12 protein-coding genes are annotated in these 14,410 nt (G+C 61.7%); 2 read left to right on the top strand and 10 right to left on the bottom strand.

Annotated elements, in window-relative coordinates; translation table 11 throughout:
* Positions 1-564 precede the first annotated feature (564 nt).
* Entirely contained in the window at positions 565-1,305 is a 741-nt protein-coding gene (locus Harman_RS15410; RefSeq protein WP_137684671.1) for a ThuA domain-containing protein, read from the top strand.
* 88 nt (positions 1,306-1,393) lie between these two features.
* Here Harman_RS15410 and Harman_RS15405 read toward each other — a convergent pair whose 3' ends face one another.
* Both Harman_RS15405 and Harman_RS15400 read right to left on the bottom strand, forming a co-directional pair.
* A complete protein-coding gene (locus Harman_RS15405) occupies positions 1,394-1,936 on the bottom strand; it encodes a hypothetical protein (protein WP_235007228.1) in 543 nt (180 codons plus the stop codon).
* Between the two features lie 249 nt (positions 1,937-2,185).
* A complete protein-coding gene (locus tag Harman_RS15400; RefSeq protein WP_137684771.1) occupies positions 2,186-2,764 on the bottom strand; it encodes an NAD(P)/FAD-dependent oxidoreductase in 579 nt (192 codons plus the stop codon).
* Between the two features lie 114 nt (positions 2,765-2,878).
* Here Harman_RS15400 and Harman_RS15395 point away from each other — a divergent pair, with 114 nt between their 5' ends.
* Positions 2,879-3,919: a zinc-dependent alcohol dehydrogenase family protein gene (locus Harman_RS15395; protein ID WP_137684669.1), complete on the top strand. Its 1,041-nt coding sequence runs from the start codon at positions 2,879-2,881 to the stop codon at positions 3,917-3,919.
* A 451-nt stretch (positions 3,920-4,370) separates the two neighbouring features.
* Here Harman_RS15395 and Harman_RS15390 read toward each other — a convergent pair whose 3' ends face one another.
* Genes Harman_RS15390 through Harman_RS15355 form a run of 8 tightly spaced genes read right to left on the bottom strand, consistent with a single transcriptional unit; the run spans position 4,371 to position 14,382 of the window.
* Positions 4,371-5,615, bottom strand: a complete 1,245-nt coding sequence (locus tag Harman_RS15390; RefSeq protein ID WP_235007227.1) for an ABC transporter substrate-binding protein — start codon at positions 5,613-5,615, stop codon at positions 4,371-4,373.
* Positions 5,612-6,838, bottom strand: coding sequence for an ABC transporter substrate-binding protein (locus tag Harman_RS15385; protein WP_137684668.1), 1,227 nt, complete (start codon positions 6,836-6,838; stop codon positions 5,612-5,614). Before Harman_RS15385 ends, Harman_RS15390 begins: the two co-directional genes overlap by 4 nt.
* The gene (locus Harman_RS15380; RefSeq protein WP_137684667.1) at positions 6,835-8,076 is read right to left on the bottom strand and encodes an ABC transporter substrate-binding protein; all 1,242 of its coding nucleotides are present in this window, start codon (positions 8,074-8,076) and stop codon (positions 6,835-6,837) included. The genes Harman_RS15385 and Harman_RS15380 overlap by 4 nt, the downstream gene beginning before the upstream one ends.
* Positions 8,073-9,272 carry an ABC transporter substrate-binding protein gene (locus Harman_RS15375; RefSeq protein ID WP_137684666.1) on the bottom strand — a complete coding sequence of 400 codons (1,200 nt, stop codon included), beginning with the start codon at positions 9,270-9,272 and terminating at the stop codon, positions 8,073-8,075. The genes Harman_RS15380 and Harman_RS15375 overlap by 4 nt, the downstream gene beginning before the upstream one ends.
* A 55-nt stretch (positions 9,273-9,327) precedes the next feature.
* Complete coding sequence (locus tag Harman_RS15370) at positions 9,328-11,277, bottom strand: ABC transporter ATP-binding protein (RefSeq protein WP_137684665.1); 1,950 nt, start codon at positions 11,275-11,277, stop codon at positions 9,328-9,330.
* Complete coding sequence (locus Harman_RS15365) at positions 11,277-12,215, bottom strand: ABC transporter ATP-binding protein (RefSeq protein ID WP_137684664.1); 939 nt, start codon at positions 12,213-12,215, stop codon at positions 11,277-11,279. The genes Harman_RS15370 and Harman_RS15365 overlap by 1 nt, the downstream gene beginning before the upstream one ends.
* The gene (locus Harman_RS15360) at positions 12,215-13,390 is read right to left on the bottom strand and encodes a FecCD family ABC transporter permease (protein ID WP_137684663.1); all 1,176 of its coding nucleotides are present in this window, start codon (positions 13,388-13,390) and stop codon (positions 12,215-12,217) included. Before Harman_RS15360 ends, Harman_RS15365 begins: the two co-directional genes overlap by 1 nt.
* Before the next feature lie 2 nt (positions 13,391-13,392).
* On the bottom strand, positions 13,393-14,382 hold the full coding sequence (locus Harman_RS15355) for a thioredoxin reductase (protein ID WP_137684662.1): 990 nt from the start codon (positions 14,380-14,382) through the stop codon (positions 13,393-13,395).
* Positions 14,383-14,410 lie beyond the last annotated feature (28 nt).

Genomic DNA, 14,410 nt, shown 5'->3' with positions numbered 1-14,410 from the left:
ACCTCGGGACACGGCTCTATCGCTCGAAACCTTCCGATACAGTGGTTTCTGGTAGGGTGCATCAGTCACGTCGTCCGGCAGGCAGTATTTATACTTATCTACTGTTTACATTATTATCTACACAGAATGTCTCGGAAACGGGAGCGAGAATCGCTGTAAGCGTGAAAATCAGGGGATATGCCAACTGAGCGAGCACAACGAGGTACAGTCGTGTGTATCCGGGATAGCGGTGGTTTACGCCACGATTTCACTCGAGTGTACTCCCACAGGAGACCGATACAGTCGTCTGTATTCGGCAGTTTGAAGACCGTATTCACAGTCCTGTGGACGTGGCTCGAAATCAGGCTGGATGGGGGGCCAGACGCAAGCCACTCATACCCCCGCTGGGACAGCACTGGCGCGCGGTGTTTACGAACCAGACACCCGGCACTGAGTTGGAGGGCACGATCTCCGATAGGACATCGCAGAGGCCTCTCAGTGCAGGGCCATGGCGAACGGCAGCCACCGGTCGCACGGATTGCCGCTTGGCGAACGTCGTTACGGGCGACAGGGAAACCACATGCCATGACACACGTCACGGTTTGGAACGAGAACGTCCACGAACAGGAACACGAGGCGGTCGCGGATCTGTACCCCGACGGGATTCACGGCGCTATCGCCGCGGCGCTCGAAAACCGTGGGTTCGACACGGGAACCGCGACGCTACAGGAGCCAGAACACGGACTGACCGAGGAGGTACTGGCAAAGACGGACGTGCTGACCTGGTGGGGCCATGCCGCCCACGACCAGGTAGACGACGGAGTCGTCGCCCGAGTGAAAGAGCGAGTCCTCGACGGGATGGGCCTCATCGTCCTCCACTCCGGCCACTATTCGAAAATCTTCCGCGAATTGATGGGGACGACCTGCAGTCTGAAGTGGCGTGAAGCCGCCGAGACCGAGCGACTGTGGGTAGTCGAACCTGGCCATCCCATCGCCGACGGTGTCGACGAGTATATCGAACTACCGGCGACTGAGATGTACGGGGAACGCTTCGACATTCCCGCGCCGGACACACTCGTGTTCAACTCCTGGTTCGAGGGCGGCGAGGTGTTCCGGTCGGGCTGTTGCTACCGCCGGGGTGCAGGCCGGGTCTTCTATTTTCGGCCGGGCCACGAGACCTATCCGATCTACCACAACGAGGAGATCCAGCAGGTCCTCGCCAACGCCTGCGAGTGGGCCGCAGCCGGAGACGGACCCGAACCAGCCTTCGGCAACGCCGATCCGATCGAAGGCATCGACGAGAGCGACGACCGGTCGGTCCACTGATTTCCCGACGCGCTGTCGAACTGGTGTTTAAATAGCAGGCGCATTACATTCTAATACACAGTATACGCCATTGAAAGCGTCTGAAAGTTCAGTGCGGAAACGCAGGTTGCGTTTTATCGCGCCAGAGTTCGGCGTTCCCCATGCGGTCGATATTTAACGTTAGCCCGTCCCTAAGCGATGAGTCGAGTTGGTCAAACAGCGCATCTAGAGACGTATCGACCGGTGACAACACCCGCCATCGATACTCGCCGCCAGTGCGGTTCGATTCGTAGACGACGCCGTCGCCAATGTGGTCGGTGACGATAGCGGGGACGGCACAGCACCGGTCTGTCTTTGTATGGTAGGTGTAGACAGTCCGGGCGGTCGGTCGGCGGTCGAGAATCTGGTATTCCCGCGTCCCGGAACAGCAGTGCTCGTCGAGGCACTCGTTGCAGTGGCTATCATCGAGAAACACGTCGTCAAAGGCCGAGATGGCGTCAGCGGGACCGTCCACGTGGTCGATTCGCCACATTGCATCGCCGGTGACGGTACAGGTCGCGTTCCGGAGTCGTAGCGTCGGGTACTCCTGAAACAGGTCCATTACCGGGTCGGTGCCCGCAGTGAACCTGATGGTGAACTCGAACTCCTTCACAGAAGGCAGTAAGCCCTTCGACACCATAGTGAATCAGTCGATAATTCGGTCCGTCGCCTTGTGATGCCGAAACAGCCACAGCGAGAAGGCGAGGAAACTGACACAGCGGATTACACACCTGCTTATCTACGGTGGGTCCCGAGATCGGCGCTGTGAGTCCTCGTTAGTCTCCGACTGGTGAATCGACGCGGGTAAAAACAATGTTCGAGGGCTCGCAATGGACGAGTCGCCCCCGGGACAGTTCAGGACTTACTCCGACGGGCCGAACAGCGCATCCGCATCGGCGGGCGTATCGAAGTCGTGGAAGTGCTCCCCTTTCTCCTTCGTGAGAATATTCAGCGCCGCCGCCGCGCCGTCGCCGGCCGAGATGACGGCCTGCCACTCCTCCGCTCGGACCATCGCACCCGTCGCGTAGGCATCGTCGACGCTCGTCTCCATCGTCACGTCCACGTCAACGACATCCTCATCGGTCATGTCACAGCCCAGGGAGTCAGCGAGGTCCCGGTTGGCCCCCGTCGCGAGGACGAGATAGTCGGCCTCGTGTGTCCCGTCGTCGGTTGTGACCTCGAATCCGGCGTCGGTCTGCCCCACGTCGGTTACTTTCGTTCCTTGCTTCCGGTCAACGTCGAAACTGTCGACCTGTGTCCGGGCGGTCTCCATGAACGCGGACCCGTCCTGTGATCCGACACCGAGGTAGTTGAACAGATGTGCTTTGTGCATCCAGGTCCCGTCGGTGTCAAACACCGTCGTTTCCAGCCCGTTTTTCTGTGCGAACAGTGCAGCGCTCAGGCCGGCGGGACCGCCGCCGACGATAATAACGTCCGTCATGTCTCCGGATTCTGTCTCGGCACTGGTAATTGTTGTCATTTTATACAACCTGCAAAGGCGCTACGCTGAGAGTGCATGAGAACGATTTTCCACCGTCGTCCCAAAGCGAACTCCATGCGCGCTGCCATTTACCGCGGTCCCGGCGAAATCACCGTCGAAGAGGTCCCGCGACCGGAGATCGAATCACCTACCGACGCAATCGTTCGGGTAACCCATACCGCTGTCTGTGGCTCCGACCTGTGGTTCTATCGCGGCCAGAGCGACCGAGAGGAGGGGTCCCGTGTCGGCCACGAACCGATGGGTATCGTCGAAGAAGTCGGCGACGACGTTCGCTCAGTCGAGCCCGGTGACCGAGTGTTCGCCCCCTTTGTCATTAGCTGTGGCCGGTGTGAGTTCTGCCGCAAGGGACTGCACACGTCCTGCGTAAACGGCGACTCCTGGGGCGGCGACAACGGCGGCGGCCAGGGCGAGTACGTCCGGGCGACGGAGGCCGACGGAACACTCGTCCGCGTCCCCGACCGCCACGCCGACGACGAGGACACCCTAGAGGCCATTCTGCCACTGACGGACGTGATGGGAACCGGCCACCACGCGGCGGTCAGCGCCGGCGTCGACGAGGGCGACACCTGCATCGTAATCGGTGATGGGGCCGTCGGACTGTGTGGCGTACTCGCGGCCCGTCGCCTCGGCGCGGAACGTATCATCGCGATGGGACACCACGAGGACCGCCTCGAACTCGCGGCGTCGTTCGGCGCTACTGAAACCGTGTCGGCTCGCGGACAGGAGGCCGTCGACGCCGCGCTAGACTTGACCGACGGCGGTGCGAATCACGTCCTCGAATGTGTCGGCGCAGCCTCGGCGATGGACACGGCGACGGACGTTTGCCGGCCCGGCGGGACCGTCGGCTACGTTGGCGTCCCCCACGGCGTCAACGATCAGGGCCTCGACATGTTCTCGCTGTTCGGCGACAACATCTCGCTCAGCGGCGGCGTCGCACCGGTCCGCGCCTACGCCGACGAACTGCTGGCTGACGTGTTACAGGGCACGCTGGACCCGTCCCCGATTTTCACGAAAACCGTTGACCTCGACGGCGTCCCCGAGGGGTATCAGGCGATGGACGAGCGCGAAGCGATCAAGGTCCTCGTCAAGCTGTAGCCGGTCCGACTCAGGCGGCAGTCACTCAACCCACGGTACAACTCGCTGGACAGTTCTCGACTGATATGTGACGGTTCGGGTATGAGAGGTGTTTTAATCATCCAGTACCGCACAGTGAAGGCCTGAAAAATACGACTAGCCTAACTTCCCGCAGGAACGACAGCGTGGCCGTTCGGTAGTCGGGTCGTACGCTAACGCCACATCGTTGCAGTGACGGCAGTATCGGTCGGCGCCGGCGGCGTGTGAGTGCGTGTTGCCTTCGTGAACTAACATGTGTGAATAGATGACATGGTACTATAAAATTCTTCTGGACAAACAACCCAGTATACCCTTATATTCCACATACACTACCATCAATATCTCCAGTAGTAAGATATTCGTTTATGTTATGGGGTAAAAAGTGTCAAATCTTCATATCTGAATCTGTTTCAAACGACGGGGCCTCGGTGAGTCAAATATCGCCGTCTACAATGTCGATAACCCGTTGTCGGTCGAACAGTTGCTTCTCTTCGGGAACGTCCGGGAACTGCTGCGGTTCGAAAGCACCGAATTCATTCGGATAGAGTTGCTGAGAGACCATCTCCGTCTGAAGCAGGTTCACCAGCGGCCCCTGGGACCCAAACGCCCCGGGGTACACGTTGCCGTTTTGGACCGCTGAGAGTTCTGCCCCGACCGAGTCCGCCTGCATCGGTTCAATGTACTGCTCGCGGAACGCTGTCGGAGAGAACGTTTCCTGGTCACCGGTCGTTCCGATTCCCCAGTGGACGACGAGTATCTCGGGGTCCACGTCGAGGAGTTGCTCGTAATCTATGGTGCCAGCTTCGACCATATTGTCAGGAAACGCACTGCCGATGCCGAGGTCTCTGTATGGTTTCATTTCGACGCCTTCGACTTGGGTGTTCATTGGATAGAACGTTCCCTCGGCAGGGTTCGAGGCACTGTTAATCAGTCCGATGTCCGGCCGGTCGTCCTCCGATGGGAGGCGAGACTGGACAGTGTTCTGTACGTTTTCGTGGACCGCCGCCAGGGCTTCGTAACGATCCCGTTCTTGAAACAGTTCAGCCAGTCGTTCGAAGGCATCATACAGCGAGTACAGCGTGTAGTCGTGCCACTCCCTGCGGCGGAGAATATTGTTTCCGAAGAAGGGGGCGACGTTCTCACGAATCTCGTCGGTGTCGGCCTTGTCCCAGGAGTCGTCCCACCCGGTACGATGCATGTAGTTCGGGTCCATGAGGATGACATCCGGTTCGAGTTCGTAGAAGCGCTCCTTGTCCCAGTTCGTCGCCGAGAGCGAGGTCGTCTCAGATTCCGACGGAACATCAAGGCCGAACGGCTCGAAGAGAAAGCCCGGAATCATGTTCGCCGCCGTCAGGAATCCGTTGCGCTGGCCAAGTGCAAATGCCATGTCTGCCCACTCGCCGTTGTTGACGATGTACGTCTCCGGGACTGACTCGAAGGTCTGACAGCCGACGGGTTCGATACACGCCTCGTAGCTCTCCGATGTGGCAGCGTCAGTACCGTCGGTTTCAGACGGAGTCGCAGTTGCTGTAGCGGTCTCGGCGTCGCCACCCCCGCCGGAACAGCCAGCCAGCAGTCCTCCGCCGAGAACTGCGCCGCCGTATTTGATCGTCTCCCGTCGGGTGGGCGTCTCCCGTCGGGTGGGCGTCTCCCGTCGAATCGGCGTATCGTCGCTCACTGGTCGAACACCCCGTTGATGATATCAGCTAGCCGTTGTCGGTCGACCAGCTGTTCGTCGGCCGGGATGTCACCGAGACCGCGCCACTCGCCGAATGCCTCCGGATAGAACTGTTTGGCGGCGATTTCCGTCTGGAAGAGGTTGATTATCGGCCCCTGGTAGGAGGTCCCGCCGCGGTAAAGTCGGTCGTTCTGTACCGCCGAGAGTTGCTGACCGATGGGGTCCTCGCGCATCGCCGCCATCCGATCCTCGAACTCCGCGGCCGAGACGTGCGAGAAGCCATACTGGAACAACAGAATGTCGGGGTCCACGTCGAGGAGTTGCTCGTAGTCCCACTCGGCGTAGCTCCCGTCGATAACATCGTCGAACGCGCCGCGCATCCCCAGGTCGCGGTACTGCTTGTGCCCGTTCCCGTCGTGGACGGGGTAGGCGTAGAACGACCCGCCCTCGAAGTCGGAGTTGACCGAGAGCAGACCGACCGTCGGCCGGTCGTCTTCGGGCGGGAGCCCTGCATCGATTTCCGATAGCAGCGAATTATGCAGGTCGACAACGGCCTCGTACCGCTCGCGCTCCTGAAACACGTCGGCGATTAGTTCGAACGCCTCGTACAGCGAGTAGTACCGGTAGTCGTGCCAGTCGTCGGTCCGTCGCCGGATGCTGTTCCCGATTATCGGACCGATATTGGTCTCGATTTCCGTGAAGTCCGCGTCGGTCCAGGTGTCATCAAGCACCTGAACGAAGTTCGGGTCGAACAGGTGGACATCACTGTCCATCTCGTAGAAGGCTTCCTTATCGATGCCACCTTCGCCCATCAGTTGTGGGATATCGTCGAACGATACATCGACATCCGGGATGGCGTCGAAAAACGCCAGCGGCCAGTTCTCGGTGTAGATTAGCCCCGTAAGGCCGTCGAGTTGTCCCAGCGCGATGGCCATGTCCCCGTAGGTGCTGAAGTAGGCCATCCACCGCTCCGGGACTGACTCGAAGGTTACCTCGCCCATCGGCTCCATTGTGACCGTGTAGGGCTCCGATTCAGTCGGTGTCGGCGTCGCATCGGGTGTGTCAGTGGCAGTTGGTGTGTCGCTGTCCGTCGTTGCCGGTGTCGACTGTGAGTCAGCACCGCCGGTACAGCCGGCGAGCAACCCACCACTGATGACTGCACCGCCGTATTTTAGATAGGCTCTGCGTGTCCGCGCGTCTGCTGTCCTGTCGTTGTCGCTCATGCTTCGAATTCTCCGTTGATGATGTCTGCCACTCGCTGGCGGTCGAAGAGCTGTTCCTCGGCAGGGATTTCGGGATACGGACCTTCGGTGTAGGTCGGCCACTCGCCGAACTGCTCTGGGTACAGCTGCTTTGCAGTCATCTCCAACTGGAAGAGATGCAGAATCGGTCCCTGATATCTCGCTCCCTGCGGGTAGAAGCGGTCGTTCTGTACCGCCGTGATTTCTGAGCCGACTGGATCGGATTTGAACGCCTCCCGACGCCCCGGGAGACTCGTGTTCGGCTCAAACCCGCCGAGGTACAGGATTACGTCCGGGTCCGCCTCAAGCAGCGCCTCGAAATCGACCACGGTGTTCGTCTCAATCGACCCCTCGAAGGCGTCACGAGCGCCGAACGGACGGGTGTGTGCGGTCAGGAACCCGGGGTTGTCCAGCGTGTACGCGTAGATTTCCTCGATATCAGCCGCGGCGAGCATCACCGCCGACGGACGCTCCGACTCTGGCGGCAAATTCGCATCGATGGTCGAACGCATCTCGTCGTGGATGGCCGCGAGCGCCTCGTACCGGGCCTGCTCCTGGAACGCCTCGGCCACGAGTTCGAACTGCTCCCAGAGAGTGTAGTACTGGTACCCCTCCTGCCAGCCTGGAGCGGGTTCGGCGTGGCGGTCACTCAGCGAGTTGCCGAACCATGGCGAGACGTTGGTAGCGATTTCCTCGAAGTCCTCCCGGTCCCAGTTTTCCTGTCCGGCTATCCAGGCCGGGTCAGCGAGGTGGACATCGTTGTCCAGTTCGTACAGTTTCTCCTTGCTCGGTTCCCACGAGGAGTACAGCCCGGTCCAGTCCAGCGACACGTCCGGCAGCCGTTCGACGAACTGGTTCCACAGGCCGCTGTAGTAGTCCGGGGCGTGCATCGCAGTGACGGTGTCCCCGCGACCCAGGGCGAACGCCATGTCGGCGTGGTGTGTAAGCCGCGTGAAGACGGTCTCGGGGGGCGATTCGAACGTCACCTCCCCCATCGGCGACATCGACACGGAGTACGACTCCGCAGCCGACGTATCGCTAGCTGCGTCCGTGTCGGTCGCCGTGCCATCGGTAGCGTCCCCATCGCCTGCTGTTTGCGTGTCCGCATTAGTCGCGGACCCGGACCCGCCGCCGGAACATCCCGCGAGGAGGCCGACCACTCCGGCCGCCCCGCCGTACCGCAATACCTCCCTGCGCGTCGGTGACGTGTTGTCGCTCATTCGGCCACCCCGTTGATGATGTCTGCCACGCGCTGACGGTCGAACAGCTGCTCGTCTTCGGGCGTTTTGCCGACGCCGCGGAATTGACCGAACGCCTCGGGATAAATCTGTTTGGCCGCGTTCTCCAGCTGGAAGAGGTTGAATATCGGCCCCTGCATCGGCGTGCCGCCGACGTACACCCGGTCGGTGTCGATAGCGGTGAGTTCCTTGCCGACCGGGTGGTCTTCCAGCGCCAGCAGCGCCTCGAACCGGTCGGAGGGTTCGATGTCCCAGTGGTGGATGATTACGTCAGGGTCGACCTCCAGCATCTCTTCGAGGTCAACGTCGCTGTAGGAGTTGGCGTACGTCTTGTCGCTCTCAGCGAAAGCCCCCGTCGGCTCAAGCGGGCGGTAATGAGCCTTCGCGAAGCCCGGCCCGTTGATCTGGTAGGTGCCGAACGTCTCCGACTCGCTATTGTAGACGACGAGGGCGACAGTGGGGCGCTCAGATACCGGTGGCAACTGCTCGGTAATCGACTCGACCATCTCGTCGCGGACCGCCCGGAGCTTCGCGCCGCGGTTCGCCACCTGATACACCTGGCTGAACGTCTCGGCCAGTTCCCACAGCGTGTAGAACTGATACGAGTCCCGACAGCGGCCCTCAGGTGGGTCGCTATGGGCACGGCTGAACCGGTTCGCGAAGAACGGGCCGACGTTGTCCGCTACCTCGTCGAAATCCGCCTGGGACCAGCCGGAGTCGAACGAGAGCCAGCGACAGGGGTCCAGATGGTGGATGTCGGCGTCCAGTTCGTAGAACAGTTCCTTCGGAAGGCCGTCGCTCCACAGCGCCTGGAGGCCGCTGGTGTCGAATTCAACCCCGGGGAGTTCGTCATAAAAGCCCGTGAAGTAGCCGTCCGGCCGCCCCAGCGCAGTGATGCGGTCTTGCTGTCCGAGCGCGACCAGATGGTCCGCCCAGACATCGTCGAAAATCACCGCGTCCTCGGGCACCCCGTCGAAAGACACCTCGCCCATCGGGGCCATCGTGACGGCGTAGGAGTCGTCTACGGTGGCCGTCTTCGTTTCAGTCGTCGTAGAGCCGGTCTCGCCCTCTGTGTCGCCAGTACAGCCGGCCAGCAAGCCCGCGCCAAGGACGGTGCCACCGTATTTGACGTACTCTCTGCGCGTCGGCGTCTCGGTTTCAGTGGCGTCGTCTGCCATAGAATTAGGCTAGCCTAAAAATTATATAGATGTTCCGGTTCTGTATCTGGGAAGGTCAGACATCAGACGCTGAGTCCGATGTCCGTGCAATGAACTCGTCCGGCAGGGCGTCGATTTCGCCGGCCTGAACCCCCCAGAGGTTCGCGTACAGTCCGTCAGTCGAGAGCAGTTCCTCGTGCGTACCGTGCTCGGTGACACGACCGTCGTCAAGGACGACAATCTGGTCGGCATCTTTCACCGTCGACAGGCGGTGCGCGATGACGAGCGTCGTCCGGTCGGCCGCAAGTCGATCCAGCGACCGCTGAATCAGGTACTCTGTCTCCGTGTCCACCGCGGAAGTTGCCTCGTCCAGCAGCAGTATCTCGGGGTCCTGCAGCACTGTTCGAGCGATAGCGATGCGCTGGCGCTGGCCGCCGGAGAGCATCACGCCGCGCTCGCCCACGCGAGTGTCGTATCCCTCAGCCAGCCCCTCGATGAATTCGTGTGCCTCGGCGGCTTTCGCTGCTTCCACCACGTCCTCCCGCGGCGCGTCGAACTGGCCGTACCGGATGTTCTCCGCAATCGTGCCGTCGAACAGGAACGTATCCTGGCTGACATAGCCGATGGACGAGCGCAGGTCCGCCAGGCGAATGTCCCGCACGTCGTGGCCGTCGACGCGAACCGCACCATCGGTCACGTCGTAGAGGCGGAGGAGCAGCTTCGCAACCGTCGATTTCCCCGCGCCTGTCGGGCCGACAATTGCGGTCGTTTCGCCCGGGGCGACAGTGATATCTACACCGTCAAGCACTGGCTCGCCAGTCTCCGGGTCGTAGTCGGCCTTCCCATCGTTTTCGACCGACGCCGTCTCGTAGGCGAACGTAACGTCGTCGTATTCGATACGGCCCGTCACAGCGTCGAGCGAAACGGGATTGGGCGCATCCGAGATGCGAACTGGCACGTCCATGAGGCCACAGATCCGTTTGCCCGAGGCCTTGGCGTTCTCGTACCAGTCGACGATATCCGACAGTTGCGCCATCGGCCCCGTCAACCGCTGGGTCAACAGCATGAACACGACGAAATCACCGGTGGTAAGCTGGCCGGAAAAGAACAGCGGCGGCCCCGAGAACACCCACAGGCCGCCGATGACGAACGTCGCCAGCAGCGCCGCCCCGGTGATGAACTCCATTCCCGGCCGGTAGAAGTAACTCAGTCGCAACACGGCCATCTGTGCGTTGAACACATCCCGTGAAACACCGCGGACCCGCTCGTTCTCGTAGGCCTCCGTGCTCGTGGTCTTGACGAGTTCGATGCCGCTCAGGCCGTTCTCGATACGGGTGTTGAGGTCCCCTATCGTCGAGCGGTGGCGCGTGTACTTGGGTTCGATGACCTTGATGAACCACCAGGTAAACCCCACGAGCAACGGCACGACGCCGAGGGTCACGAGCGCGAGCTGCCAGTTCGTGTACAGCAACGCTCCGGTAATCCCGAGGACGATGACGCCGATACGGACGCTGTCGCCCAGGGCGTTGTCGAACAGCACCTCCAGGTTCGAGGTGTCGTTGTTGAGAATGGACATTACCTCGCCGGTCTCCTTGTTGTCGAAGAAGGTCATGTCCAGGCGCTGCATCTTCTCGTAGGCGTCGGTCCGGATGGTGTACATCACCCCGTGAGCGAAGTAGTTCATCGAGACGCCCCGAACCCACTGGAGTAGCGCGCCCCCGCCCAGCGCGGTCCCGACAATCGCCGCCGAGAGCCAGAACTGCCCGGACTGTGTGTCGGGCAGCCATGGGTCGGGGACAAGCGGTAGCGTGTAGGCGCTCTCACCGGTGAACACAGCGTCGATTGTGGTCCCGAGAACGAGCGGGGTGACGAGTACGGTCCCGTAAGCGAGAACACTCGTCGCCAGCCCGAGGAGTAGCCAGAGGGCCTCGCCCGTCGCGTACGCTCGAAAGAGACGGAGCAATGGGCGAGAGACCTGTTCCCGGTAGGCATCGAGCGCAGTTTCGTGGTCGTCCTGTGCAGCCACTACTCGGCCACGACCTCCTCAGTACGGTCAGTTTCGGTTCCGTCATCGTCGGCGTCATGTTCGTCCCCGTCGTGACGTGCGCGGATCGGGTTTATGCGCGGCCCGTGTGCTGTGGCCGAAACCTCGGCCTCGATTTCGAAAACATCAGCGAGGAGTCGCTCGGTCACGACTTCCTCGGGTGTGCCGTGGGCCTGGATTGCGCCGCTTTTGAGCGCGACCATCTGGTCGGCGAGACGGGCCGCCTGCTCGATGTCGTGGAGGACGACCACGATGGTGATATCGCTCTCGTCGCGGAGCGTCTCGATGATCTCCATCACCTCAAGCTGGTGGTGGAGGTCGAGGAACGTCGTCGGTTCGTCGAGCAGGAGTACGTCAGTGTCCTGTGCGAGGACCATCGCGATCCAGGCGAGCTGTTTCTGGCCGCCGCTGAGGCTGCCGACTTCGCGGTCACGGAGGTGGCCACAGCCGGCCAGATCAATCGCCCGGTCGACGGCGGCTTCGTCCTCCTCGGTGACGCTCTCGAAGAACCCGCGGTGCGGGTAGCGCCCGTGATACACCAAGTCCTCAACCGAGATGCTGTTTGGCGATGTGCTCTCCTGTGAGAGCAGGCCGAGCTTCCGAGCGATTGCTTTGGTACCGAGCGTCTGGATGTCCTCCCCGTCTAACAGCACGGACCCCGCTTCCGGCGTGAGCTGATTGGCGAGGCCCTTCAGTAGCGTGCTCTTGCCCGACCCGTTCGGACCGACCAGAGCGGTCACAGCACCCGGCTCGGCGGTGATCGTCTCGCCGTCGATTATCGGGCCGTCGCTGGACGGGTACGTCAGGACAAGGTCCTCGCCCGTCAGCGACGCCTCGGAATGGTTCGACGGAGATTCCCCGACGGCACCGTTAGTATTCTCAGCACCTGTCCCGTTCGTCTTCGCGTGGTTCTGTGACATTATATTTCACCCATTTCCTGCTGTTTCCGCATCAGGTAGAGGAAGTACGGCCCGCCGACCAGTCCGGTGACGATACCGACCGGGATCTGCGTCGGATTCATTGCCAGGCGTGCGCCGACATCCGCTCCGACCATCAGCGCCGGGCCGGCGAAGACACAGCCGACGACGAGTTTCCGATAGTCGCTCCCGACGATGTTCCGGACCATGTGGGGGACGATGAGGCCGATGAAGCCGACGATACCGGCCACGGCGATGCTCGCAGACGCCGCGAGCACGGCCACGCCCGACAGCGCGAACCGGACCTTCTCGACGGACATCCCGAGTGACCTGGCAGTGTTCTCCCCGAGCAGGAGGACGTTCAACTGTCGAGAACTAAACAGCGACAGCCCCATCGCCACGACCGTCCAGGGGAGTGCCATCCGCACCTGCTCCCAGTCAGTCCCGGTCAGCGATCCAGTCGTCCAGGCGATAGCGGACTGGACGATGCCGATATCGTCCGCGAAGAAGAACATGGCCGTCTGGAGGGAGCCAAAGACAGTACTGACGATGACGCCGGCTAACACCAGCCGTACCGGCGAGGTGCCGTTCTTCCAGGCGATCGCGTAGACGATGAGGAACGCCACTGCGCCGCCCGCGGAGGCGATCAGCGGCAGGAGCGTCGAAAGCCCCGAGAAGACGACCAGCGTGAGCAGGATCATCAGTCCCGCGCCCGAGGAGACGCCGAGGATGAACGGGCTGGCGAGTTCGTTCCGGGTGACCGCCTGGAAGATCGCCCCGGAGACCGCGAGGTTCATTCCGACGAGCACGCCGACGAGGACTCGCGGCAGCCGGATGTTCCAGACGATGAGACTCCGCTTGTTCATCTCCGGGAGCGACGCATCGACGATGAGCGAATCCCAGGCAAGCGGGTTCAACAGCACGTCCGGGTTGATCTGGCCACCGAGCAAGAGGACCTGCCAGACCTGGAGGTCGAACAGGATATCCGGGTCGAAGACGGCCTGCCACGCTTCGAGGATCGTCATCGAGAACGCGCCGAAACTCACCTGAATGAGGCCACCGGCGAAGACGACAACGAGGCTCCCGAGACAGAGCGCGAGCAGCGACCCGTCAATATGCCCGAGCCACGTTCGAGCTCGCGACCACGCACCAGTGGCGCTTGGAGTCTTGCTTGCCATCGTTACTCACCTCCCTCCGCTGTGTCGTCAGTTGTGTTGACGTAGTCGTGGATCCGCTCGTCGTCCATCGCATCGAGAACGGCGGTTTCATCGAGCGCCGAAACGACCGCCGCCGGGTCCAGGTACTCAGTCAGTACTTCCTGCCCGGTTTCGGTCCGCTCGGCTATCTCCTCGGACGTAATGTACGACGACCGCCGCTCGTCGATGGCCGCTTCGCGGACCCGCTGGAAGCGGTCCGAATCCGGCTCAACGGGGGCGTCCTCGGCGTACCGGTCGTTGAAATGTTCGATCCAGGTCTCTCGCTCGGTCCACTCGTCGTCGAGTTCAGCCTCGCGGCGGACCCAGTCGACGCCATCGGCCACGGACTCCCACCAGCCGTTGTCGATTCTCGCATCCGCGATTACCCGGCGTGCGACCCGTGCGCCCCGACCGGCGGCAACGATGGCCTGCATGTCCGCCGCCTCGGACGGTGACGCGACGTAGAGACCAGAAACCGGCGTCGTGCCGTCGGCGTCGGCGTCGGCGTAATCGTTGTCGAAAGTTTCGCGTTCCTCGCCGTCGTGCTCGTAGGTCTCGAACATCGCCGCGTCGTCGTCCAGCCCGCGCATGTACTCGCCGTCGTAGCGGGTCGCTGCGATGACGCGACGAGTCGTGACCGCACTTCGCTCCTGGGTATCGACGACGAACCCCTCTCCGTCCGCAGTCCTATCGAGCGATTCGACCATATCGGAGCGGATAGTACAGCCGGCGGTTTCGGCGTGGTCCTGAATACGGTCATACAGCGTCTCGATGTCGATCCCGGCCGGAAAGCCGAGGTAGTTTTCGAGGTACGCACATCGCTTGAGCGACGACCGACCACGGTCGTAGATGACCGTATCGAGATCAGCCCGTGCCGTAAATACACCCGCCGCACAGCCGGCCGGGCCGCCGCCGACGATACCGACCTCGTGGTCGAAGGCTGTCTCCGACCGGTCCCCCACATCCGTCGCCATGTTCACAACACTCCGTCTGGTATAGCCC

Source organism: Haloarcula mannanilytica (assembly GCF_005406125.1).
Classification (GTDB): domain Archaea; phylum Halobacteriota; class Halobacteria; order Halobacteriales; family Haloarculaceae; genus Haloarcula; species Haloarcula mannanilytica.
The sequence above is the reverse complement of the archived record's forward strand: the minus strand, read 5'-3'. Positions and strand labels throughout refer to the sequence as shown.